This is a genomic window from Acidovorax sp. sif1233, assembly GCF_019218755.1.
Taxonomy (GTDB): domain Bacteria; phylum Pseudomonadota; class Gammaproteobacteria; order Burkholderiales; family Burkholderiaceae_C; genus Acidovorax.
This window is the reverse complement of the sequence record NZ_JAHUWZ010000005.1, coordinates 18,662-41,157: the sequence shown is the minus strand read 5'-3', so window position 1 is coordinate 41,157 and position 22,496 is coordinate 18,662. Positions and strand designations below refer to the sequence as shown.

21 protein-coding genes are annotated in these 22,496 nt (G+C 66.5%); 10 read left to right on the top strand and 11 right to left on the bottom strand.

Annotated elements, in window-relative coordinates; translation table 11 throughout:
* Positions 1–125 precede the first annotated feature (125 nt).
* The 4 genes from KW843_RS17090 (at position 126) to KW843_RS17075 (ending at position 5,765) form a co-directional block, all read left to right on the top strand.
* Entirely contained in the window at positions 126–3,227 is a 3,102-nt protein-coding gene (locus tag KW843_RS17090) for a transglutaminase-like domain-containing protein (protein ID WP_218296365.1), read from the top strand.
* 669 nt (positions 3,228–3,896) lie between these two features.
* Complete coding sequence (locus KW843_RS17085) at positions 3,897–4,715, top strand: hypothetical protein (protein ID WP_218296364.1); 819 nt, start codon at positions 3,897–3,899, stop codon at positions 4,713–4,715.
* 14 nt (positions 4,716–4,729) lie between these two features.
* Entirely contained in the window at positions 4,730–5,011 is a 282-nt protein-coding gene (locus KW843_RS17080; protein WP_218296363.1) for a hypothetical protein, read from the top strand.
* Positions 5,012–5,168: 157 nt separating this feature from the next.
* Positions 5,169–5,765: a hypothetical protein gene (locus KW843_RS17075; protein ID WP_218296362.1), complete on the top strand. Its 597-nt coding sequence runs from the start codon at positions 5,169–5,171 to the stop codon at positions 5,763–5,765.
* Positions 5,766–6,008: 243 nt separating this feature from the next.
* Here KW843_RS17075 and KW843_RS17070 read toward each other — a convergent pair whose 3' ends face one another.
* From KW843_RS17070 to KW843_RS17050, 5 genes are all read right to left on the bottom strand, one after another.
* The gene (locus tag KW843_RS17070) at positions 6,009–7,931 is read right to left on the bottom strand and encodes a radical SAM protein (RefSeq protein ID WP_218296361.1); all 1,923 of its coding nucleotides are present in this window, start codon (positions 7,929–7,931) and stop codon (positions 6,009–6,011) included.
* A gap of 88 nt (positions 7,932–8,019) precedes the next feature.
* Positions 8,020–9,075 (bottom strand): sensor domain-containing diguanylate cyclase, encoded by a 1,056-nt coding sequence (locus KW843_RS17065; RefSeq protein ID WP_218296360.1) that lies wholly within the window; start codon positions 9,073–9,075, stop codon positions 8,020–8,022.
* 76 nt (positions 9,076–9,151) lie between these two features.
* Positions 9,152–9,703: a gamma carbonic anhydrase family protein gene (locus KW843_RS17060; protein WP_218296359.1), complete on the bottom strand. Its 552-nt coding sequence runs from the start codon at positions 9,701–9,703 to the stop codon at positions 9,152–9,154.
* A gap of 90 nt (positions 9,704–9,793) precedes the next feature.
* Positions 9,794–10,786 (bottom strand): glycerophosphodiester phosphodiesterase family protein, encoded by a 993-nt coding sequence (locus KW843_RS17055; protein ID WP_218296358.1) that lies wholly within the window; start codon positions 10,784–10,786, stop codon positions 9,794–9,796.
* A gap of 69 nt (positions 10,787–10,855) precedes the next feature.
* Complete coding sequence (locus KW843_RS17050) at positions 10,856–11,494, bottom strand: TetR/AcrR family transcriptional regulator (RefSeq protein ID WP_218296357.1); 639 nt, start codon at positions 11,492–11,494, stop codon at positions 10,856–10,858.
* A 129-nt stretch (positions 11,495–11,623) separates the two neighbouring features.
* On the opposite strand from KW843_RS17050, the gene KW843_RS17045 reads away from it, so the two are divergent.
* Entirely contained in the window at positions 11,624–12,652 is a 1,029-nt protein-coding gene (locus KW843_RS17045; RefSeq protein ID WP_218296708.1) for an MBL fold metallo-hydrolase, read from the top strand.
* 33 nt (positions 12,653–12,685) lie between these two features.
* Here KW843_RS17045 and KW843_RS17040 read toward each other — a convergent pair whose 3' ends face one another.
* The gene (locus KW843_RS17040) at positions 12,686–14,182 is read right to left on the bottom strand and encodes a PLP-dependent aminotransferase family protein (protein WP_218296356.1); all 1,497 of its coding nucleotides are present in this window, start codon (positions 14,180–14,182) and stop codon (positions 12,686–12,688) included.
* Positions 14,183–14,282: 100 nt separating this feature from the next.
* Here KW843_RS17040 and KW843_RS17035 point away from each other — a divergent pair, with 100 nt between their 5' ends.
* Both KW843_RS17035 and KW843_RS17030 read left to right on the top strand, forming a co-directional pair.
* Complete coding sequence (locus tag KW843_RS17035) at positions 14,283–14,768, top strand: OsmC family protein (protein ID WP_218296355.1); 486 nt, start codon at positions 14,283–14,285, stop codon at positions 14,766–14,768.
* A complete protein-coding gene (locus KW843_RS17030; protein WP_218296354.1) occupies positions 14,765–15,403 on the top strand; it encodes an FMN-binding negative transcriptional regulator in 639 nt (212 codons plus the stop codon). Before KW843_RS17035 ends, KW843_RS17030 begins: the two co-directional genes overlap by 4 nt.
* Positions 15,404–15,628: 225 nt before the next feature.
* On the opposite strand, the gene KW843_RS17025 is transcribed toward KW843_RS17030, so the two are convergent.
* The 5 genes from KW843_RS17025 to KW843_RS17010 form a co-directional block, all read right to left on the bottom strand.
* Positions 15,629–17,056, bottom strand: coding sequence for a homoserine dehydrogenase (locus tag KW843_RS17025; RefSeq protein WP_218296353.1), 1,428 nt, complete (start codon positions 17,054–17,056; stop codon positions 15,629–15,631).
* 137 nt (positions 17,057–17,193) lie between these two features.
* A complete protein-coding gene (locus KW843_RS26820) occupies positions 17,194–17,322 on the bottom strand; it encodes a hypothetical protein (protein WP_255590954.1) in 129 nt (42 codons plus the stop codon).
* Between the two features lie 127 nt (positions 17,323–17,449).
* On the bottom strand, positions 17,450–18,298 hold the full coding sequence (locus KW843_RS17020) for a DUF72 domain-containing protein (RefSeq protein ID WP_218296352.1): 849 nt from the start codon (positions 18,296–18,298) through the stop codon (positions 17,450–17,452).
* Between the two features lie 108 nt (positions 18,299–18,406).
* Positions 18,407–19,729, bottom strand: a complete 1,323-nt coding sequence (locus KW843_RS17015; RefSeq protein ID WP_218296351.1) for an ATP-binding protein — start codon at positions 19,727–19,729, stop codon at positions 18,407–18,409.
* Complete coding sequence (locus KW843_RS17010; RefSeq protein WP_218296350.1) at positions 19,726–20,484, bottom strand: response regulator; 759 nt, start codon at positions 20,482–20,484, stop codon at positions 19,726–19,728. The genes KW843_RS17015 and KW843_RS17010 overlap by 4 nt, the downstream gene beginning before the upstream one ends.
* Positions 20,485–20,663: 179 nt before the next feature.
* Here KW843_RS17010 and KW843_RS17005 point away from each other — a divergent pair, with 179 nt between their 5' ends.
* From KW843_RS17005 to KW843_RS16995, 3 genes are read left to right on the top strand one after another with little or no spacing between them, the layout of a single operon-like run.
* Positions 20,664–21,143 carry a DUF2147 domain-containing protein gene (locus KW843_RS17005; RefSeq protein WP_218296349.1) on the top strand — a complete coding sequence of 160 codons (480 nt, stop codon included), beginning with the start codon at positions 20,664–20,666 and terminating at the stop codon, positions 21,141–21,143.
* Positions 21,140–21,859, top strand: coding sequence for a cytochrome c biogenesis CcdA family protein (locus tag KW843_RS17000; RefSeq protein ID WP_218296348.1), 720 nt, complete (start codon positions 21,140–21,142; stop codon positions 21,857–21,859). Before KW843_RS17005 ends, KW843_RS17000 begins: the two co-directional genes overlap by 4 nt.
* 28 nt (positions 21,860–21,887) lie before the next feature.
* Positions 21,888–22,469, top strand: a complete 582-nt coding sequence (locus KW843_RS16995) for a thioredoxin family protein (RefSeq protein WP_218296347.1) — start codon at positions 21,888–21,890, stop codon at positions 22,467–22,469.
* Positions 22,470–22,496: the final 27 nt, after the last annotated feature.

Sequence of the window (22,496 nt, the reverse complement as noted above, 5' to 3'; positions counted from 1 at the left end):
TTTTGATACCGGCCACCACTGTCACCCCCCCTTTGAGAGAGAACGACCCCATGCGCCCATTGCAGGCCCCCGGGCACCAGCACACCCGCAGTCACCCAACCCAGCCCACTCAGCAGGACCGCCCGGTGGGCTGGTTCAAACGCGCGGTGGTGTGGCTGCTCACGGCCTCGGTGCTCAACACCGTGGGACTGCCCCTCGTCCACGCGCAAATGGCGCAGCGCAACCAGCTGGCGGTGCAGCAGCGCCTGCAAAGCGGTGCGCCAGCCGAGCAATACGCTGACACCCTGGAGCAACTGGCCAGAGCGCTGAATCCCGAATTTGGCACCCCCGGCATCGCCGCCACCTTCACTGACGCAGCCTCGAGCCTGCCCGCCGTGCAAACGCTGGACCGCCAGGCCCAGGCGCTCCAGCAAGAATGGGAATCCCTGCGCAACACCTGGCAAAACGCAGGCGTTGAAGGCAGCGTTCTTGACCGCCAGCTCGCCCAGGAAGCCGCCTTTGCAGACAAGCACGAACAGCTGGTCAAGCGCCTCCAGGCCGTGCAGGAAGGCAGCAGCAATGGCAAGGCCGCGGCCTTGCAGGTGCTCAAGGAATTCATCGACACAGAGGCCCCCGGCAAAACCCACCTGCCCCTCAACCTGAACAAGCTGCCCTGGCAGGCAGAGCGAGCCCGCCCCCAAGCGCCCATCCAGATGGATGGCCCTGAGGCAGAGCAGCCTCCATCCGCCGCCAAGGCCGCCACCGTGCAAAGCGCTAAAGCCGCCAGCGCCCCCAGCGCAGCCGACTTGGCCCCCACGCTGGATGCTCCCCACACCGACGCCATCAAGGCCCTGGCCCAAACCCTGGGCCACAACCCCCACAAGATCTACCAGTGGGTGCACGACAACATCCACTACGTGCCCACCCAAGGCAGCGTACAAGGCGCGCAAGACACGCTCGACAAAAAATCCGGCAACGCCGTGGACACCGCCAGCCTGCTGGTGGCCCTGCTGCGCGCCAGCGGCATCCCTGCGCGGTATGTGGCCGGCACCGTAGACATCCCCACCGCCCAGGCCCTCAACTGGGTGGGCGGCGTCCGCACCGTAGACGCCGCCCAGCAAATCTGGGGCCAAGGCGGGGTCAGCAATGTAGCCCTGGTATCGGGCGGGCAAATCAAGGCCCTGCGCATCGAACACACCTGGGTCGAAGCCCTCATCCAATACCAGCCCGGCCGAGGCACGCGCCACACCCCAGGCCAAAGCACCCCCGACACCTGGGTGCCCCTGGACGGCAGCTTCAAGCAATACACCTTCAAAGAAGGCATGGACCTGCAAAGTGCCGTACCGCTGGACGCCCAGGCCCTGTTGAACGCAGCCCAGCAAGGCGCAGAAACCAACCCGGCAGAAGGCTGGGTGAGAAACCTCAACACCAGCGCCCTGCAAAGCCAGCTGGGCAGCTACCAGGCCCGCCTTAAAACCTACATCGACAGCCAAAACGCAGGCCAAAGCACAGTAGGTGACGTCCTGGGCACGCGGCAAGCCAGCATCGACCCGCTGCCCTACCTGGCAGGCACCCTGCCCTACAACATCAAGACGCGCAGCCAAACCCACAGCGACCTGCCCACGTCCAGCAAAACGCACTTCAAATACGAAATCTACGCAGACGCCCGCAGCGCCGCGTGGGGAGACAACCCCCTGCTGAGCTGGCAAACCCCCACCGCAGCCATCGCCGGCAAAAAAATCACCCTGGCCTGGGTGGCAGCCAGCGCCGCTGACGAAGCCGCCATCGCAGCCCTCATCCCCAAGCCCGCCCCCGGCCAACAGTTGGACCCCAGCCAACTGCCCAGGGGGCTATCGAGCAGCATCAACCTCAAGCCCCAAATCTCGGTGGACGGCACCGTCGTAGCCACCGGCCCCGGCATGCGCGCAGGCAGCGAACCCGTAGGTCAAGGCGGCTTCACCCGCTACGGCAGCCAGGACTGGGATGAAACCCAAGACCAGCTTATTGCAGGCCAGCAAACGGCATTGGGCGTGAGCATCCAGGGCATCAGCCAAGCCCAGCTCACCACCCTCAAGACCAGAATGGAGGCCACAAAACAAAAGCTGGAACTGGCTCAGGCCGCCCCAGAGGTTCAACGGGCCACCATCCTGCAAGGACTCACCGGCGACCACCTCACTGGAGACCTGCTCACCGCCACCGTATGGGGCTACTTCGCAGCACTGCAAAGCCACGGCGCCATCGCCAGCGCCCAGGCGCAGATGGTGGACCGCCCAGCGCTCAGCTACGGCCTGTTCCATGCCCAGGTACGCCCCAACAAGCTGTACGGCATCGTCACCACGGGCATTACCTTCCAGGGGCTGAACATGGACATCGGGCACCTGCGGCACACCCGGTGGGTCAAGAACGACGACCCCAGTGCCGCGATCAACAACAAACCCGAACTCACTAGCAACGGAAAAACTGCAGCCCAAAACCGCTGGATTGCGTACAACAAGATGCGGGGCCAGTACAGCAGCGCCATGGAACATGCCGTGCCTGAGCAATTCTGGGTGGACAAAACGCAATGCCGGTACACGGACGACCAGGGGCAAACCCAGAACCCCACCAAAGCAGACTGCGCGCAAGCAGTCTCAGCCGTCAAAGCCATTGCTATCGCCCAGGCGGAAGGCCAGCGCATCTACACCATCAACCAGAGCAACGCAGCCACGGCCTTGCCCAAGCTGCCGGTGGGCGGTACGGTGGGGCAGGAGATTCAATCAGCGGTGATGGCCGGGAAAGAAGTGACGGTGCACGAGCGGCAACTCAATGTGCATGGATTCTCGGGGTATGGCTACATCATCACCGACCCGGAGACGGGAGCTGGGGCCTACATGATTGAGGGAAGGGGGAGTGGTGGATATATGGATGATAAAGCTCCTAGCTCTGTGAGCCTCCTGTTTTCATATTTTGTAAACTTAATTGGTGCTGCTGCCGATAAGTTATTTTCTTTGCTGGGTAATTTTCTTGGAATTATTCTTAATGTCTTGGATGCGCTCGATATATATGACGGTTCTGAAGAGTGTAGAGGGGCTGGCGATGCTTTTGTGAGAGCCATTGCTTTTTACTCTTTTGTGACGATTTTTGGTCTTTTGCTTGGTTATGCAATATTGGGTCTTGGTTTTCTAGTGGGTATGGTTGCTATGTTGTACTACACTTTATTTGTTATGTCACTCAAGGAAGCTTTCATACGTTGCCCAGTCAAAAATTAGTCTATTATGTTAAATCACTGGCCTATCCCATTATTTATTATTTTATCAATCGCTGCTTTTGAAAGAGGGAGTAATTTGGGTGCTGCACTGGCCTTTGTGTCAGCCGTACTGAGTGTTAGTGGCCCTATTTCAATTCGAGAAAGAGGGCGGGGGCGAATTGTTTTCTTATTGATGGCAATTCTGTTGTATTTATCTCTTCGATTTTTCCGTTTGTGATGTTAATTTTTGCATCATCGTGGAAAATTGTGCTGTTGCAATGCGCTATGTTTTTTTGACGGCTACCATAAGCGTGCTTGGCTAGGCGAAAAAATGAAAATATCACGTGATGTGGAGATTTTTATTTGTCGTGAGATTGTTATTGATTTGGTTTTTGTGTCATTCATATTTTTGTGCGGGGCTTTTACTTTTTTCTTTGAGGGTGTTGTTCAATATTCATTATTCGCGGGGCTTGTGGGATTTTTGGTGGGTATTTTTTTGTTTCTATGGTTTTGGCATGTTCGTTAAAAGTAGGTTGATGATGGATGATCTGCTTGGCGACAAGGCGTCGCAGAAATATTGTTTTTTCTGTTGGGTGTTGAGAGCTGTGGGGGCGCGATCCTGAGTTTTGTTGAGCAGCCCCAAATCTGAAATCCAACTCCTGAATATCAGGTAGCTTGCACAGAGGACTTCATGAGATACGTGTATGTGCAGCCAGAATATCGCCTCACTGCGGTATTCCCCTTGCCGCAAGGCTGGAAACAACGATTGGTGACGAGGGGTGGCCTGCAGCACCAATTTCGGTACACGGACGACCAGGGGCAAACTCAGAACCCGACGCTGGCGGACTGCGCGCAAGCGGTCTCAGCTGTCAAGGCCATTGCCATCGCGCAAAGCCAAGGGCAAAAGATCTACACCATCAATCAGAGCAATGCAGCGACAGCGTTACCCAATTTGACAATTGGAGGTGATGTAGGCGCAGAAATCCGCAATGCCATCCAGGCAGGCAAGGAAGTGACATTCCACGAAAGCCAGATCAATGCCCACGGATTCACGGGATACGGATACATCATCACTCACCCGGAGACGGGGGCTGGGGCTTACATGATTGAAGGGAGGGGAAATGGGGCGATGCTTTTTATCGCGATAGCGTTGCTTTCGTTTGCATTCCCACCCCTTTGGTTTGTTATGGCTGTGGGCGTCTACTCCATCGCCACATTTGCTTCTCTCGCTGTACTAGTTGCTGCAATGATCTATGGTGTCCTGAGTTATATAAAGACTTTGGATAAGATCCTGAGTCAAGAGAACTTGTCTCAGGATGAGAAGGATGGGGTCATAAAGGCTATATCAGCGTTGGTTGTGTTCTCGAATATATTAGGCGGGATAAAAGGCGCCACAGAAAAAGGTGCTGCGTGGGCGGCGGCCGGCCTTGCGATACTGTCGACAGTCTTGCAACAAGCTGTAGGCTATTTGGTTGTTGCTATAGATTTGCTTCGTGAGGCAAAAAAATGAAACTATCACATAATATGAAGATTGAAATCTTTTCTGGAATTGTAATTATTTCAGATATTTTATTTTCGTCGTTTGTGTTTTTGTGTGGTGCTGTTTTTTTTATTTTTGAAGATTCGGTGTCTCATTACTTTTTTCTTGTTGGAATAGTGGGGTTGTTGGTTGGTTTTTTATATTTCTATGCGTTGGCGATAGTTGCAAAAAAAATGTCAATTATTGAGGGTTTTCTAAAAAATACAGTTTCAAAAAGGCTTTGCCTATTTTGTTGGGTGTTGAAGGTTGCGGGAAGGTGGGCCTGAGCCCTGAACGTGGTATGGGATGCCTTTCATTACCGTGTCGGTGGCCTTAAATCAGACGTGCAACACACTCCCGTATCCAGGCGGCCTCAAATCCGAAGTGCGACACCTTCGATAATTGAGGCCGAGATGAATCAGAAAAGCTATGCACAGCTGAGTGATGCCTATAGTCCTGAGCCTGAGCATCCAGGGCATCAGCCAGACCCAACTGCAAACGCTCAAAACGCGCATGGAGGCCACAAAACAAAAGCTGGAGCAAGCACAGGCGGCCCCTGAAAGCCAAAGAGCAACGATCCTGCAAGGTCTGACAGGTGACCACCTCACCGGAGACCTGCTCACCGCCACCCTGTGGGGCTACTTCGCAGCACTGCAAAGCCACGGCGCCATCGCCAGCGCCCAGGCGCAGATGGTGGACCGCCCAGCGCTCAGCTACGGCCTGTTCCACGCCCAGGTACGCCCCAACAAGCTGTACGGCATCGTCACCACGGGCATTACCTTCCAGGGGCTGAACATGGACATCGGGCACCTGCGGCACACCCGGTGGGTCAAGAACGACGACCCCAGTGCCGCGATCAACAACAAACCCGAACTCACTAGCAACGGAAAAACTGCAGCCCAAAACCGCTGGATTGCGTACAACAAGATGCGGGGGCAGTACAGCAGCGCCATGGAGCACGCGGTGCCCGAACAGTTCTGGGTGGACAAGAGCCAATGCCGGTGCACCGCCGTTGCGCAAACGGGGCGCCGCCAGCGTTGAGTCTGCGCCGGTTCCGGCTTGGTCGCTGAGGCGGCGGCTTGTGAAATGCCCGCCGTGACCACAGGTTCTGCTTGTGTAGGGTCTGTCGAGGAAGGCGGGCTGTCTGCGGTGTGCAGGCTGCTGACTTTGGAAACTGCGCCAGAACTCCGAGGGAAGCAGGGTCCCCCTGACACATCACCCGCAAAAATGGCTTGAAACGCCGATGTACCGGGCGCTAGCAGCTATCAAAGGAGATATATATCCTCATCCTCGCTCGCGCAGCGCCCGCTCGATGCGGTCGCGCCGCACCGTGGTCTTGGGCACCTTGAAGGGGAACCACGTGCGCACGTCTTCTTCCAGGCCGATGCCGTGCATGTAGTTGTAGATGGCTTTCTTGAGCGCGCCGCCCAGCGCATCGTGGTCCACGCCCGTGGGGTCGATGAAGGCCACGTCGTTCTTGGCGAAGTCGCCCGGCGGCAGCGGCGCGAGGGTCACGCCGTACTCCTCGGGGTTCTTGCCCACGGGCGAGTGCACGGTGCAGGCAAAGCGGTGGAAGAACCCGCTCTGGATGCAGCCGTTGGCGAACAGCTGGCGCACGTATTCGAGCGCGTCCACCGTGTCCTGCACGGTCTGGGTGGGAAAGCCGTACATCAGGTACGCATGCACCAGGATGCCCGCGTCGGTGAAGGCCCGCGTCACGCGCGCCACCTGGTCCACCGACACGCCTTTTTTCATGAGGGTGAGCAGCCGGTCGGACGCGACTTCGAGCCCGCCCGAGATGGCGATGCAGCCGCTGTCGGCCATCAGCTCGGCCAGGTCGGGCGTGAAGGTTTTCTCGAACCGCACATTGCCCCACCAGCTGATGCCCGCGTTGCGCGCGATCAGCTCGGTGGCCAGTGCTTTCAGCGCCTTGGGGGGCGCAGCCTCGTCCACGAAGTGAAAACCCGTCTGCCCCGTCTCGCGCACGATGGCCTCGATGCGGTCGGCCAGCACCTCGGCGCTCGCGCCCTCGTAGCGGCTGATGTAGTCCAGGCTCACGTCGCAGAAGCTGCACTTCTTCCAGTAGCAGCCGTGCGCCACGGTGAGCTTGTTCCAGCGCCCGTCGCTCCACAGCCGGTGCATGGGGTTGAGCATGTCCAGCAGCGACAGATAACGGTCCAGCGGCAGGCCGTCCCAGGTGGGCGTGCCCACTTCGGCGAAGGCCACGTCGGCCTCCATCATGTTGATGTACTGCACCGCGCCATCGCCGCCCTCGCCGTCGTTGCGCACGAAGGTCCGCACCAGCCGCTGGCGGCCGCGCTCGCCGCGCACATGTTCCAGCAGCGCCAGCAGCGGGCGCTCGCCGGCGTCCAGCGTCACGTAGTCGACATGGTCGAACACGCGCGGGTCGGCCAGCTCGCGCAGTTCGGTGTTCACGAAGCCGCCGCCCAGCACCGTCACCACCTGCGGATGGCGCGCCTTGATGGCCTGCGCGATGCGGAACGCCGCGTACACGGAGCCCGGGAAAGGCACCGACAGCAGCACCACCGTGGGCTGGTGGCGTTCGATGGCCTCGTGCGTGAGCTGCGCCAGCAGGTCGTCCACCAGCGTGGGCGGTGCGGCCAGGGCCGTGGCCAGCGGGTCGAACGTGGGCTGGCTGCCCGCCAGCGATTCGGCATAGCGCACGAATTCGAAGCGCTCGTCCACCGCGTCGCGCAGCACATCGGCCAGGTCGTTCAGGTACAGCGTGGCCAGGTGCTTGGCCTTGTCGTGCAGGCCCAGGGCGCCGAACGCCCAGCCCAGCGGGTCGCCGCCTTCGTCGTCCACATACACGTCCAGCGTGGCGAAGCGTGGGCCCTCGGGCAGGTAGTTGCGGCCCGCGATGCGGTGGGCCAGCGTGCTGTCGCGCCCCTGCAGGAAGGCAATGGCCGGGCCGATGGTGGCCAGGTAGCGGTCCTGCTGCGCGGCAAAGGACTGCACGGCGGGGCTTTGTTTCTTGGCGGGCAGTGCATCCACCTTGGCGGCCACGGCCCTCAGGCCCTCGGGCGAGAGCAGCCGCAGCACGAGCGCCAGCGCCAGGTCCTCCTGGAACGCGAGGACGCCGCGCGAGCGCAGGAAGCCCGTGAGGTAGGCGGTGGACGGATAGGGCGTGTTCAGCTGCGTCATCGGGGGGATGACGGCGAGCACGCGGCACGGGGAAGAGGCCATGGAGCGTGGGGGTGGTGACCGCCGATTATCCCGGCACCGCGATGGTGTCCCTGGCGGTGTGGCTACTGCGGCGGCGGCGCGGGCCGGCTCAGCGGCGGGTGGGCAGCCCGCCGCGCGCCTGTGCCAGCGCGTCCTGGGCCTGCCGGCGCGCGCGCTTGACTTGGTACATCATCTGGTCGGCCACGCGCAGGGCGTCCTCGGCCCTGCAGGTCTGGTCCGGCGCCATGGTGACCGCGCCCACGCTGGCGCCGGCGTAGTCCAGCGATGCGCCCGGCAGGTCGAAGCGGCCCTGCGTGGCCTGGGCGATGCGCAGGCTCAGCGCATCCTGCGCGGTGTGCAGGGCGTCGCCGGCGTGTGCGCTCAGGCTGATCACCACGAACTCGTCGCCGCCCAGGCGCGCGGCCAGGTCCTCGGCGCGCAGCACGCCCCGCAGGCGCTGCGCGACGGCCACGAGGAACCGGTCGCCCACCTCGTGGCCGTGGGTGTCGTTGATCGCCTTGAAGCCGTCGAGGTCGATGAACGCGATCTGCACGCCCATCTGCCGGCGCCGGCCCTGCGCCAGCATCCGTTCCAGCGCCTCCATGAGCGCGCGGCGGTTGGGCAGCCCCGTGAGCTGGTCGGTGGCGGCCACGGCGGCCAGCTGTTCGTTGGCGGCCAGCAGTTTGTGGATGAGCTGCTCGCGTTCCACCTGCTGGCCGATGAGGTAGGCGAACAGCGTGAGGATGCGTTCGGCCTCGGGCGTGCGCGGGCGGGCGTGGGTGCTGGCCGCGCACAGCGTGCCGTACAGCGCGCCGTTGCCGACGCGCACGGGCTGGCTCGCGTAGGTGCGGATGCCCAGGCCGCGCGCGGCCTGCGAATCGCCCCAGCAGGCGGGCACGTTGTCGGTGAAGGTGCGGCCCTCTTCCAGTGCGCGCTTGCACAGCGTGTCGTTCCAGGGCACGACCAGGCCCTCGGGGATCTGCATGGCGCTGGAGTTGCGCGCGTACAGCACGTGCTGCACGCCCTGTGCCTCGTCGATGGCGGTGAGGTAGGTGGACTCCAGCCCCGTCACCGCCTCCAGCATTTCCAGAAGCGGCCGCGTCAGCTCTTCGACGGAGTGGGCCGTGGAGACCGACTGGGACAGTTGCTCAAGAAGTTCACTCATAGACAAACATGGCTCGAATAGTGATGCGATACGCGCCGCCCGCGCGCCCTGGGGCCTGCCGGACTTCCGGACCGGATCAGGCTGCAGGCTCCGTCAGCGGCGGGGCCTGGTAGTTGTTCTTCACCCGCACGTAGTGTTCGGCCGAGTAGCGCAGGTACGCCATCTCCGCGTCCGTCAGCGCGCGCTGGCGCACCGCCGGGCGGCCCATGTAGAGGTAGCCGCTTTCCAGCACCTTGCCGGGCGAGACCAGGCTGCCCGCGCCCAGCATCACGCGGTCGCCCACCACGGCGTCGTCCATCACGATCGAGCCCATGCCGATCAGGCATTCGTCGCCGATGCGGCAGCCGTGCAGGATCACCGAGTGGCCGATGGTCACATGGCTGCCGATGAGGAGCGGCGAGCCCTCGGGCTTGCTGGCGTTGCGGTGCGAGACATGGCCCATGGCCAGGTCCTGCACGTTGCTGCACTCTCCCACCACGATGCGGTTCACGTCGCCGCGCAGCACGGCGTTGCACCACACAGAGGCGTCGCGGCCCAGGGTCACGTCGCCGATCACCTGGGCGGAGTCGTGGATGAAGACGCCGCTGCCCAGGCACGGGGCGGTATCGAGGTAGGGGGCAAGGGGCATGGGGTGGGAAGGGATGAGGTGGTGGTGAAGAGAAAGAAGCCGGAATGCGCCGGGGCGCACGCAGCCGCCAAGCGTAGCGCCAAGCCGGGCTCAGCGCCGGAAGACGGGCCCGATGACCTCGATCTTGTTGGTCCAGACATAGCCCGCGAAGCCCCGGGGCACCTGGGCCAGCTGCGCGGGCGTGTCGATGCCCGAGGTGCCGGCGTCGCCCGCGCCGTAGGGGCCCAGCAGGATGATCTCGCTGCCCGCCTGCCGCAGCCGCTGCTGCAGCAGGTTCGGCCAGCCCCAGAGCCAGGGCGCGACGTTCAGAGGCACCATCACGGTGGTCTGGCGGCAGGCCTCGGGCACGATGCCGGCCCAGCCCAGGGCGATGTAGCGGCCCAGGCACTGCGCCAGCCCCTGGCGCGACCAGGTCCTGACGGGTGCCCCGCCCTGGGCCGCGAGCGCCCCGGCGGCGCGCAGGGTGGGCTCGTCGCCCCCGTACGCGCCCCAGATGGCCTGCCGCCAGGCGGGCTGTCCGGCCACCAGCGCGGCGAGCATGTCGCCCTCGCGCGCCTCCCGGCTCTTGAAATTGACGAGAAAGCGCTGGCCGGGCATGGCCGTGAAGACCTCGGAGAGCTCGGGCATCAGCCCCACGCCCTTGCCGCGCAGGGGGTAGGTCCGGCCCCCGTCGGCGGTGTAGCCGTAGCCCACATCCAGCGTGCGCAGGTAGGACATCGCGTGGCTGCGCGTGGTGCCCCGGCCTTCGGTGCGGCAGTCCAGCGTCCAGTCGTGCAGCACGGCCAGGCGGCCGTCGGTGGTGGGGTGCACGTCCAGCTCCACGATGTCCGCGCCATGGGCGAATGCCGCCTGCATGGAGCGCACCGTGTTCTCGATGTAGTCGTGCGTGGGCGGCTCGATGCGCCGGGCGGTGCAGGTGTCCCGCTCCAGCCCCTCGCGGTGGTAGGTCTGGTGCACGCCCCGGTGCGCGATCAGGCGCGCTTTGGCGCCTTCGGGCGGCGCTGCGCGCCAGGAGGCGTTGAAAACCCAGACCGCCGCGGTGGCGATGCCCAGGCCGATGAGGAGGGAGTGGCGTTTGCGCATGGGAGGCGTGCCCGGGGAGGGGCTGGCGGTCGTGCGGCGAGCATTTTGCCCGGGCCGGGGTTCCCCGGCCTACGGCGCGCCGACCGCGTAGAACCCGAGGAACATCTCCACCGCATCGGCCAGCACCTGCTGCTGCACGGCAGGCGCCAGCGGCGGCTGGCCCATGGCCAGCTGGGGCCAGAAGGCAAAGGACTTGACCATGCCGTGCAGCTGGTGGGCCGCGTACTGCGGGTCCACCCCCGCGCGCAGGGCGCCATCCTGCTGGGCCGCGCGGATCCAGCGCGGCAGGCCTTCTTCCTTTTCGGACAGGCGCGCCACCATGGCCTGGGCGCGCTCGGGCGTGTGCATCATCTCGGCCATCGCCACGCGCGAGAGGTCGATGAAGCTCGCGTCGTTCAGCAGCTCCATCTTCTGCTCCAGCACCGCGAGCAGCTGCGCGCGCAGCGGTCGCCCCGCGTCGTAGGCCACGTCGGGCAATGAATGGCTGCGCTCCCACAGGTGGTCCAGGATGGCGCCGAACAGCTCGTCCTTGCTGGGAAAGTGGTTGTACACCGTGCGCTTGGACACCTCGGCCGCCGCGGCCACGCGGTCCATGCTGGTGCCGTTGAAGCCATGTTCGCGGAATTCGCCGATGGCGGCCTGCACGATGGCCTCGCGCTTGCGGTCGGTCAGGCGGGTGGGGGCGATCACGGTGGCGGGCTCGGTCATTCCCCTATTTTACACCGGGTAGTTTACTTTTTGGAAAAGTGAACTACACTGTGCAGTGCACTTTTCGGAAAAGCATCCATGCTCCGCCGCACGCCCCGAATCCTTCTCATCCTCACCGTTGTCACCGCCATGGCCTACAGCATCCTTTCCTGCACCTCCTTGTCGGCAAGCTCCCATGAGCAATCGCCCCAGTACGTCGATGGCAAGTTCCGCAATGCGGCGCCGCGCCAGGCCCCGGGTTTTGCCAAGACCCTGGGCATCATGTGGCGCTTCATGACGGACAAGCCCGCCGACGCGGTGCCGGCCCAGCCGCCACAGGTGCTGCCGCTCACGCAGGCCGATCTGCTGGGCGCCCCCGACCTGAGCCTGTGGCGCCTGGGCCACTCGACCATGCTGCTCAAGCTGCAGGGCCAGTTCTGGCTGACCGACCCGGTGTTCTCCGAACGCGCCTCGCCGTTTTCCTTCATGGGCCCCAAGCGCTTCCATGCGCCGCCCATCGCCATCGACGAGCTGCCGCCCATCACCGGCGTGGTGCTCTCGCACGACCACTACGACCACCTGGACTTCGATGCCATCCGGCAGCTCGCCCCCAAGGTGGCGCATTTCGTCACGCCGCTGGGCGTGGGCGACCGCCTTGTCGCCTGGGGCGTGCCCGCCGCCAAGGTGCAGCAGTTCGACTGGTGGCAGGGCACCACCATCGCCGGCGTGAAACTGGTGGCCACGCCCGCGCAGCACTTCTCGGGCCGCAGCCTGTCGGACGGCAACCGCACGCTGTGGGCGTCGTGGGTGCTGGTGGTGGGGGACACGCGCATCTTCTTCAGCGGCGACACGGGCTACTTCGACGGTTTCAAGGCCATCGGCGAGCGCTTCGGCCCGTTCGACCTGACGATGGTGGAAACCGGCGCCTACGACGCCCAGTGGCCCGACGTGCACATGCAGCCCGAGGAAAGCCTGCAGGCCCACCTGGACGTGAAGGGCCGCCACCTGATGCCCATCCATAACGGCACGTTCGACCTGGCGCTGCACGCGTGGACGGACCCGTTCGACCGCATCACCGCCCTGGCCGGGAAAGCCGGCGTGCCGCTGGTGGCGCCGGTGATGGGCGAGCGGCTGGACATCCGGCAGCCCGCGCTCTCGCAGCAATGGTGGAAAAGGTAGGGGGACACCGCCAGCGCGGCGGTCGCTCGCCGGTCAGAGCCCCTTGCGGTGACTTCTGGAAGCTAACCGCGCCACTACCCGCGCGGCGGCCACGATCTCGGGCTCGCCGTAGCCCGCGTAGCCAAACAGCCAGCCTCTACGGTTCGATTCCATCGCATAGCGCGACAAGGGTGCCAGCATCACCCCGGCGGCGAGTGCGCTGCGGCTCAAGGCCTCGTCGTTGCTGCCGGGCGCGCATTCCAGCAGCAGGTGCATGCCCCGGTCGCTGGGCGCCAGCTGCAGCGCGCCGCCGCTGGCCTGGGCCAGCGCGTCGATCAGCACCTGCTGGCGCTCCTGGTACAGCTCGCGCATCTGCCGCAGGTGGCGCAGCAGGTGGCCTTCGGCGATGAAGCGCGCCAGCACCGCCTGTGCGTCGCCGGGCGCATGCCGGTCGGTGATGGCGCGGGCCATGGCAAAGGCTTCCACCAGCGCGGGTGGCACGACCACGAAGCCCAGGCGCAGGCCGGGGTGCAGGGTCTTGGAGAACGTGCCCACGTACAGCACGCGCTCCGAGCCCGGCAGGCTGCACAGGGCGGGCACGCGCTGGGCCTTGCCGTCGTGCTTGCCGTACTGGAATTCGCCGTCGTAGTCGTCCTCCACCACCCAGGCGTCGTGCGTGCGCGCCCACTGTAGCAGGGCCTGGCGCCGCGCCAGTGGCATGCACACGCCGGTGGGGAACTGGTGCGTGGGCGTGACCACGGCCATGCGCGCACCGGGCCACTGCGCGGCGCCTTCGGCGATGCGCAGGCCCTGCGCATCCAGCGCTACCGGCCGCGCCAGCACGCCGTGGCCCAGCAGGCTGGCGCGGATGCCGGGGTAGCCGGGGTCTTCCACCAGCACCTCGTCGCCCGCGTCCAGCAGCAGCCGCGCGATCAGATCGATGCCCTGCTGCGAGCCCGAGCACACCACCACCTGCGCCGCATCGCAGCGGATGCCGCGCGACGCCCACAGCCACAGCGCGATGGCCTGGCGCAGCTGGGGGTCGCCCGCAGGGGCCAGGTACTGCGCGCGGGCGCTGCGCTGGCCGGGGCTGGCCTGGCGCGCCAGGCGGTCCCACAGCGCGAACGGAAAAGTGTCCACCTCGGGCGCGCCGATGCGAAATGCCCGCGCCGCCACATGCGGAGGCCGCCAGCGCGCCGCCGTCTCGGCAATGAGCTGCCCGCGCTTCGACAGCCCGCGCGGCGGCGCCACCAGTCCCTGCGCCGGGGCCGTGCCCGCGGCCTCGGACACATAGGTGCCGTCGCCCACTCGCGCTTCCACGTAGCCCTCGGCCTGCAGGCGCTGCACGGCCCAGAGCACCGTGTTGCGCGACACACCCAGGCCGGCCGCATGCTCGCGCGACGGCGGCAGGCGCGTGCCCGCAGGCAACCGCCCTTGCTCGATGGCGCTGCGCAACTGCTCGTACACCTGCTGGCGCAACAGGCCCGGGCGTGGGCTGGGTGCGCCCGCGGCGGCGGTGGGCGCCTTGGGATTGGCTCTGGCAACCGGCATGAATTGGCCCCTTCGTTGTGGCAATGCAGCCATAAACTGAAGAACCATTTTAGAAACCATCCGGGCTGCCTGCGAGGCCCGGTCCCACAAGAAAGATCCTATGGCCGAGCACACCGCCACCATCGCCTGGTCCCGTGGCAGCGACGACTTTCTGGACAAGCGCTACCACCGCGCGCACACCTGGCAATTCGATGGCGGCGCCGTGGTGGCCGGCTCGTCGTCGCCGCATGTGGTGCCGCTGCCCTACTCCGATGCCGCGGCCGTGGACCCCGAAGAAGCCTACGTGGCCGCGCTGTCGAGTTGCCACATGCTGTGGTTCCTGGACTTCGCCTGCCGTGCCGGATGGCGCGTGGACAGCTACACCGATGCCGCCGTGGGCACCATGGCCAAGGATGCCGAAGGCCGCCTGGTGGTTGCGCACGTGCAGCTGCGGCCCGTGACGCGCTTCGACGCGGCGCACCCGCCCAGCAGCGCGGTGCTGGCCGACCTGCACCACCAGGCGCACGCGGCGTGCTTTTTGGCCAACTCGGTCAAGACGCAGATCGACTGCGCGCCCGTGCTGGACGTGGAAGGACCACTGACATGACCATTGCCAACCGCCAGTTCCAGGTGACCGACCCAGCCGTTCTGCACGGCCTGGTGCGGGACCAGCCCCTGGCCACCCTGGTCGTCTCGCACGAGGGCGCCCTGCACGTCAACCACGTGCCGCTGTACCTGGACCCCACGCGCGGCCCGCACGGCACGCTGGTGGGCCACGTGGGGCGCGGCAACGGCGTGTGGCCGCTGCTGCCGCAGCAGGCGGTGGCCGTGTTCCATGGCCCGCAGGCCTACGTGTCGCCGTCGTGGTACCCGTCCAAGGCCGTCGATGGCAAACAGGTGCCCACCTGGAACTACGCCACGGTGCACGCCCACGGCACGCTCAGCGCGGTGGACGGCGACCCCGAGCGCCTGCGCGCGATCCTGCACACCCTGACCGAGGCGCACGAAGCCCACCGCCCGCACCCCTGGCACGTGGACGATGCGCCCGCCGACTACCTGCACAAGCTGCTGGGCGCCATCGTGGGCGTGGAGCTGGCGGTGGAACGCTGGGAAGGCGTCTGGAAGGTGAGCCAGAACCGCACGGACACGGACCGCGCCGGCGTCGTCGAGGGGCTGACGGCGCAAGGCACGCCGCAAGCGCTGGCCATGGCGGCGCTGGTGGAACGAGGGCCGGGCATCTAGCCAGTGATTGCTGCGATATTCATAGCTTGAAGCGCTTGATAGTAGGGCGACAGAGCCTGTTTGGACCTTTAAAACCGCAGCATCAACCCGTACCGGTCGGGCTGCGCCTGTCGCAGCCATGCGCCGCGTTTCGACAGGCTCAGCGTGAACGGTGCTGGTGAGTGCAGAGTGGTGGTGGCACGACGTGGCGTGCGGCCAGACACCGCCCATGGCAACCCTTCAGCATCAGCCCTCCAGCATCTCCACGCGCAGCGACACCACCGGCCCGGCCACGGCGGGGTGCGCGGCCAGCGCGTGCATGGCCAGGTCCACCGTGGACTGGGCCGCCACGTCGGTGAGCACCAGCACCTGGGGATGGCCGGCGCTGGATGCCGCCTTGTCGGCCTGCAGTGTTTTTTCGGCCGCCAGCTCCACGTGCAGCACCGGCACCTGCTGCGCCGCCAGCCACGCGCCCACGGCCTCGATCTGCTGGGCCGTGTGCACGGGCACCCGCAGGTAGTGGCGCGTGCGCACGGCGGCGCGCGGCAGCACGGCCTGGTCGTTGCTGATGGCGCTGGCATGAAAGCCCAGGTGCGGCACCCGCTGCGCCGCGTGGGTGCCATGAAGCCGCGCCACGTCCACCAGGTCGGCGATCACGGCCGACGCGGTCTGCTCGGACCCCGCGCCCGCGCCGTAGTACATCGTCACGCCCGACGCATCGCCCTTGACCATGATGCCGTTCATCGAGCCATTGACATGCGCCAGCAGGTGCGTGGCGGGCACCAGCGCGGGCTGCACGCGCAGCTCCACGCCGTCGGCACCATCGCCGTTGACTCCATTGCCGTGCTCGCGGCGCCGCGCCACCCCCAGCAGCTTGATGCGAAAGCCCAGCTGCTCCGCGCAGGCCACGTCCAGGCCCTGCAGCGCGGTGATGCCCTCCACCTGCGCGTCGGCAAAGCGCAGCGGCATGCCGAACGCATTGGCGGCCAGCAGCGTGATCTTGTGCGCGGCGTCGATGCCCTCGATGTCGAAGGTCGGGTCCGCTTCGGCGTAGCCCAGCGCCTGGGCCTGGGCCAGCGCCTCGGCAAAGCCCACGCCCTCGTCGCGCATCTTGCTCAGGATGAAATTGGTGGTGCCGTTGATGATGCCGGCCACCCATTCGATACGGTTGGCGGTGAGGCCCTCGCGCAGCGCTTTCACGATGGGGATGCTCACGGCCACCGCGCCTTCGTACGCCACGGCCACGCCGTGCTGGCGCGCGGCGGCGAAGATCTCGTTGCCATGCTCGGCCAGCAGCGCCTTGTTGGCCGTGACCACATGCTTGCCCGCGCGGATGGCGGCCAGCACCCATTCACGCGCCGGGCCGGTGCCGCCGGCGGCCTCCACCAGCACGTCCACATCGGGGTGCGTGGCTACCTGCATGGGGTCGTTGGTCAGGGCCACGTCCTTGCCCACCACGCTCATGGCACGGGCCAGGCTGCGGGCGCAGACCACCACCATCTTGATGCCCCGCCCCGCGCGGCCCGCGATGAGCGCCTGGTTGCGCGCCAGCACGCGGAAGGTGCCCGCGCCCACGGTGCCAATGCCGATCATGCCCACGCGCAGGGGGCGCATGGCCGCGGCGGAAGGCTCGAACGACGGGGCTTCTAGGGACTGGACGGGATCGCGGAACATGGGCTTCTCCAAACGACTGCAAAACAAACAAACAAACAAAAAAACCCAGCTGCCAGAGCTGGGTTTCAGTCAATTCGTCTTGGGGGAGAAGAGAGAGCGATCACCAGGTGGCTGCCGAAACGGCCACCTGCGCGTGCTCAGGTGGCCGCGGTGGTAATGGTGGTAATCATTCGTGCACCCATCGCCCGCGTGAATGCGGACAGCATCATGCACATGCCCTGGAAGGCCGTGGCGCGTGCGGTGAAGGGGATGGCGGTGTACGACATGAAGGATGCAGTGTACCCGAGGCCCTTGGGCCGCCGTCAAGCCCGTGCCGCGCCTGGTGCCGCCGGCGGGCGTCCTGGCAGTCCGCGACAGGGTGATTTTGCTATTGAATCAATAGCTTTTGGCGCTTCATGGATAAGCGCCAGGCGCCGATTTCTTTCTCATCGCCATCTCGCCAGCACCTGCGGCCTGCGCCCGCAGTCCCAGCTGCGCCATCAGCTCCATCGCGCCGGCCGGGGCCCGCTCCTTCGCGCCGTTGATGAAATACACGAACACATCGCGCGGCCGCTCGCCGCGGGTCCAGGCGCGCACGCCCTCGGCCCATTGCGCAATCGCCTCGGGCGTGTAGCCGGTGGGCACGTCGGCCTGGCTGCGCATCAGCCGCAGGTAGGCGAAGTCCGCCTCGGCATCGGCAATGGCCGGGAATTTCTCGGAATCGGTGTGCACCGGCACGCAGCCGTACTGGCGGGCCAGCGCGATGAAGGCCGGGGTGGCAAAGCTCTTGTGCCGCACGTCGAGCACATGGCGCAGGCTGCGGCCATCGACCTGTTGGGGCAGCAGCGCGAGGAAGGCCTCGAAGTCCCCCGGTTCGAACACCTTGGTGGGCATGAACTGCCAGACGATGGGGCCGAGCTTGTCCTTCAGTTCCGAGATGCCGCTTTCCACAAACCGCATGACCGAGTCGCCCGCCTGCGCTAGCACGCGGCGGTTGGTTGCAAAGCGGTTGGCCTTGAGCGAGAACATGAAGCCCTCGGGTGTCTCGCCGTGCCACTTGGCAAACGTGGGCGGCTTGAAGGTGCTGTAGTAGGTGCCGTTGACCTCGATGGCGCTGAGCTGGCGGCTGGCGTACTGCAGCTCCTTGCTGTGCGCGAGGCCCGCGGGGTAGAAGTTGTCGCGCCAGGGCTCGAAGGTCCAGCCGCCGATGCCGATGCGGATGTGCTGGCTGCGGGTGCTACTGCTGTTTGCGGTGGTTTCCACGGTGTTCCCTGTCTGACAGTCCACGGGGTGGCCACTTTAGCAGCGCGACCGAGGCTGCGGCAACGCCCCGGACCGCCCGACGCCGCAGGGGCATACGGTGCGCCTGACTTATGCGGAGGTTTCCCGCGACCCCGGCACTTCCACGCGCGCCTCCAGCCCCGCACCGTCCTCGCGCGGCCCCAGCATCAGCCGGCCGCCCAGCGCCTGGGCCAGTTCGTTCGCAATGGCCAGGCCCAGCCCCGTGCCGCCGGTGCCGCGGTTGCGCGAGTCTTCCAGCCGCACGTAGGGCTGCAGCACGGCGGCCAGTTCGGCGGCGGGGATGCCCGGCCCCCGGTCCAGCACCCGCACCAGCCATTGGCCTTGGTGCCCGGCCTCCAGGCTCAGCTCGGCCGCGCCGGCGAACTTGAGCGCGTTGTCCACCAGGTTGCATACCAGCCGGCGCAGGGCCTGCGGGCGCGTGTCGCAGGTGCCCTCTGCGGCGTGCAGCAGCGTCACGGGCAGGCCCGCATCGGCGTAGTCGAATGCAATGCTCTGCAGCAGCGCGCGCAGGTCCACGCGCTGCAGGGGCTCCCGGGCGGCCTGGGACGAGCGCGCGTAGGCAATGCCTTCTTCCACCAGCGACTGCATCTCGGCCAGGTCCGCGTGCAGCTTGCCCTGCAGCGCGGTGTCGTCCAGCAGGTCGGCGCGCAGGCGCAGGCGGGTGATGGGCGTCTGCAGGTCGTGCGAGACGGCGGCCAGGATGCGCATACGCTCCTCCAGGTGCGCCTGGATGCGCTGCTGCATGCGGTTGAAGGCCTGGGCGGCGCGCTGCACCTCGCGCGGGCCGTCCTCGGCCAGGGGCACGGCGGGGCGGTCGGCACCCAGCGCGTCGGCCGCGTCGGCCAGCGCGCGCAGGGGCCGCGTGGCCGCGCGCACGGCCCAGGCGCACAGGCCCGCCAGCAGCGCCAGCTGCAGCGCCAGCGCGCCCAGCACCCAGGGCGAGACCTGCAGCCGGGGCTCGTCCATGTCCACGGCCAGCGGCGTGCCGTCGCTCAACTGGAGCTGCAGGCGCAGCTCGGTGCCGGGCACGCGGGGGTCGATCACCCGCACCGTCTGGCCGGGGGGCAGCGTGGCGCCCACGGCGCCCGCGATCAGGCGGGCCAGGTCGGACGGGTCCTCGGGCGCATCCAGCGGCGCGGTCAGCGCAAACCGGTAATTGCGGCGCGCCAGCCGGTCCACCCACTGCGCGCGCTCTGCGGCGGGCAGGCGCTCCAGCATGGCCACGGAGCTGGCCACGTCGCTCGCCAGGTACGACACCATGGCGCGGCGCATGGTCATGCCGCGCTCGGTGAGCGCGAGCACGAAGGTCAGCGCATGCGCCAGCGCCAGGCCCAGCGCCAGCACCAGCAGGATGCGCCCGAACAGCGAGCGGGGCCACCCGCGCAGCGTCATGCGGCGGCCTCGTTGGAGGTTGCCGTGGGCAACACGTCGGCGCAGAACACATAGCCCTCGTTGCGCACTGTCTTGATGTAGCGCGAGCCCCGGGCACCATCCCCGAGCCGCTGGCGCACGCGGCTGACCAGCAGGTCGATGGAGCGGTCGAACACATCGGCGTCGCGCCCCTGCGTGAGCTGCAGCAGTTGGTCGCGCGTGAGGATGCGCTGCGGATGGTCCAGCAGCACGCGCAGCAGCCGGTATTCGGCGCCCGACAGCGCCACCACCGCGCCCGTGGCATCGAGCAGGTGGCGCGCCGTGGTGTCCAGCCGCCAGTCGCCGAACGCGAGGTGCCGCGCGGGCTCGGCCGCCGCCAGGTTGGGCGGCAGCATGCGCGTGCGCCGCAGCACGGCGTGGATGCGCGCCAGCAGCTCGCGCGCGGCGAAGGGCTTGGTCAGGTAGTCGTCCGCACCCAGCTCCAGGCCCAGGATGCGGTCGGCCTCGTCGCTGCGCGCGGTGAGCATGATGATGGGCAGCGGCGGCGCGCCGGGGCTGCGCAGCTCGCGGCACAGCGTGATGCCGTCGGTGCCGGGCAGCATCAGGTCCAGCACCAAGAGGTCGATGCGCTGCGTGGCCAGCACCTCGCGCATCTGCCGCCCATCGGCCGCCACGCTCACCTGCAGGCCCTGGCGTTGCAGGTATTCGGCCGCCAGCTCGCGGATGCCGGCGTCGTCATCGACGATCAGGACGTGGTCTTCGGTGGGCGTGCTCATGGGCCGTGATTCTCCGGGGTTTGCACTGGGTGTGGCGGCGGCGCGGCGGGCCGTATGTATCTGAACTTGTCGGGCGGCGCTGCGGACACGCACGCATACCAAAAGGCCTTGCCAGGAAATATCACCGATACGTCCGCTGGCTTCAATGCAGTCTTCCTGAACTTCACGAGGACCGTGCCATGAAGATGAACCCCTGGACAACCACCACGGCCGGGCTGCTGGCCCTGTGCCTGGCCCAATCCGCTGGCGCCCAGCAATCCCTGGCCGCCGCGCCTGCCAAGGCCCCGCTGGGCCGCTGGATCACCGAAAGCGGCAACCTGGAGGTGGACATTGCGCCCTGCGCCGGCGAGACCCTGTGCGGCAAGGTGGTGCGCGTGCTGGGCAACCGCTCCATGAGCGCGCCGGGTACCGAGATGGCGGCGGCCGACGCGCGGCCCGCGCTGGGCATGACCCTGCTGTCGGGCCTGCGCCCCAGCGATGGCGGCAACACCGAATACCAGGGCGAGATCTACAACCGCGAGAACGCCAAGACCTACCGCGCCACCCTCACCCCCGCCGAGCCGGACCAGCTGCTGGTGCGCGCCTACGTGGGCATCCCGCTCTTTGGCAAGACGCAGGTGTGGCGCCGCCCGGGCGCAGAGCACGGGGGCGTGCAATGACCATGGCCGCCACCTCGCCCTGGCTGGCCGTGGCCGCCGGCATGCTCACCGTGGGCGCGCCCTGCGTGCTGCCCATGCTGCCGGTGGTGCTGGGCGCGTCGGTGGCGGGCGGCGCGGCGCGGCGCACGCGCCCGCTGTTCATCGCGCTGGGCTTTGCGCTCTCGTTCGCTGCCGTGGCGCTGTTGTTCAGCAGCTTCACGCAGGTGCTGGGCGTGTCGCCCGAGGGCTTGCGCCGGTTCGCCGCCGTGATGCTGCTGGTGTTTGGCGTGCTCACCGTGTGGCCTCGGCCCTTCCAGTGGCTCAGCCAACACGCGGGTGGTGCGCTCAGCCGCGTGGCCAGCCTGGGGCTGGGCTCATCGGCCGGCAACTGGGGCGGGCTGCTGCTGGGCCTGAGCCTGGGCGCGGTGTGGACGCCCTGCGCCGGGCCGGTGCTGGCGTCCATCCTCACGCTCATCGCCACCGAGCCGCCCGGGGTCAGCACGGCGGTGCTGCTGCTCGCTTATTCCACCGGCGCCGCAGTGCCCATGCTGGCCATTGCCTACGGTGGCCAGGCAGCGGCCAGCCATGTGCGCCGCATCTCGCGCCACGCGCACCGCGTGCAACAGGCCTTTGGCGTGGTGGTCATCGCCGTGGCGCTGGCCATGCTGCTGGAGGTGGATGGGCAGGTCACCGCCTGGCTGTCGCAGTTCTATCCCTCGGGTTCTGGCGGGCTGTAAGAGCGGCCCGCAGCAAGGAGTTTTCACCATGACATCGCGCCTTTCTTCACCATTCTCTTTTCAACGCCGCACATTCCTGGCGTCCGCAGCTTCTGTAGCCGCAGCGGTGGCGGCACCCGCCCTCACCCACGCAGCGGGGCCCGCCATCCAGGCCGCCACGCTGCCCGACTTTGGCGCGGCGCCCGAGTTCACCGGCATCGAGCGCTGGCTCAACTCCGAACCCCTCACCCTGGCCCAGCTGCGCGGCCGCGTGGTGCTGGTGGACTTCTGGACGTATGCGTGCATCAACTGCATCCGCACCCTCCCCCACGTGAACCGCTGGGCCGAGCTGTACACGCCCCAGGGCCTCACGGTGGTGGGCGTGCACACGCCGGAGTTTCCGTTCGAGCGCACCACCAGCAACGTCGAGGTGGCCATGCGCCGCCACGGCGTGAAGCACCCCGTGGCGCAAGACAACCGCTACGGCACCTGGAAGGCCTACAGCAACCAGTACTGGCCCGCGGCCTACCTCATCGATGCGCAGGGACACATTCGCTACAAGCACTTTGGCGAAGGCGAGTACGACCGCACCGAGGTCGTGATCCGCGCGCTGCTGGCGGCGCGGGGATAGCCCGCCCGCCCCTTCCTGTTCCGTCGT

Bases quoted from the DNA above. Each gene is read 5' to 3' on its own strand.
- KW843_RS17085 (WP_218296364.1), top strand. From the start codon at position 3,897: ATGAGATACGTGTATGTGCAGCCAGAATATCGCCTCACTGCGGTATTC.
- KW843_RS17080 (WP_218296363.1), top strand. From the start codon at position 4,730: ATGAAGATTGAAATCTTTTCTGGAATTGTAATTATTTCAGATATTTTA.
- KW843_RS17075 (WP_218296362.1), top strand. From the start codon at position 5,169: ATGCCTATAGTCCTGAGCCTGAGCATCCAGGGCATCAGCCAGACCCAA.
- KW843_RS17070 (WP_218296361.1), bottom strand. From the start codon at position 7,931: ATGGCCTCTTCCCCGTGCCGCGTGCTCGCCGTCATCCCCCCGATGACG.
- KW843_RS17065 (WP_218296360.1), bottom strand. From the start codon at position 9,075: ATGAGTGAACTTCTTGAGCAACTGTCCCAGTCGGTCTCCACGGCCCAC.
- KW843_RS17060 (WP_218296359.1), bottom strand. From the start codon at position 9,703: ATGCCCCTTGCCCCCTACCTCGATACCGCCCCGTGCCTGGGCAGCGGC.
- KW843_RS17055 (WP_218296358.1), bottom strand. From the start codon at position 10,786: ATGCGCAAACGCCACTCCCTCCTCATCGGCCTGGGCATCGCCACCGCG.
- KW843_RS17050 (WP_218296357.1), bottom strand. From the start codon at position 11,494: ATGACCGAGCCCGCCACCGTGATCGCCCCCACCCGCCTGACCGACCGC.
- KW843_RS17045 (WP_218296708.1), top strand. From the start codon at position 11,624: ATGGCCTACAGCATCCTTTCCTGCACCTCCTTGTCGGCAAGCTCCCAT.
- KW843_RS17040 (WP_218296356.1), bottom strand. From the start codon at position 14,182: ATGCCGGTTGCCAGAGCCAATCCCAAGGCGCCCACCGCCGCCGCGGGC.
- KW843_RS17035 (WP_218296355.1), top strand. From the start codon at position 14,283: ATGGCCGAGCACACCGCCACCATCGCCTGGTCCCGTGGCAGCGACGAC.
- KW843_RS17030 (WP_218296354.1), top strand. From the start codon at position 14,765: ATGACCATTGCCAACCGCCAGTTCCAGGTGACCGACCCAGCCGTTCTG.
- KW843_RS17025 (WP_218296353.1), bottom strand. From the start codon at position 17,056: ATGTTCCGCGATCCCGTCCAGTCCCTAGAAGCCCCGTCGTTCGAGCCT.
- KW843_RS26820 (WP_255590954.1), bottom strand. From the start codon at position 17,322: ATGTCGTACACCGCCATCCCCTTCACCGCACGCGCCACGGCCTTCCAG.
- KW843_RS17015 (WP_218296351.1), bottom strand. From the start codon at position 19,729: ATGACGCTGCGCGGGTGGCCCCGCTCGCTGTTCGGGCGCATCCTGCTG.
- KW843_RS17010 (WP_218296350.1), bottom strand. From the start codon at position 20,484: ATGAGCACGCCCACCGAAGACCACGTCCTGATCGTCGATGACGACGCC.
- KW843_RS17005 (WP_218296349.1), top strand. From the start codon at position 20,664: ATGAAGATGAACCCCTGGACAACCACCACGGCCGGGCTGCTGGCCCTG.
- KW843_RS17000 (WP_218296348.1), top strand. From the start codon at position 21,140: ATGACCATGGCCGCCACCTCGCCCTGGCTGGCCGTGGCCGCCGGCATG.
- KW843_RS16995 (WP_218296347.1), top strand. From the start codon at position 21,888: ATGACATCGCGCCTTTCTTCACCATTCTCTTTTCAACGCCGCACATTC.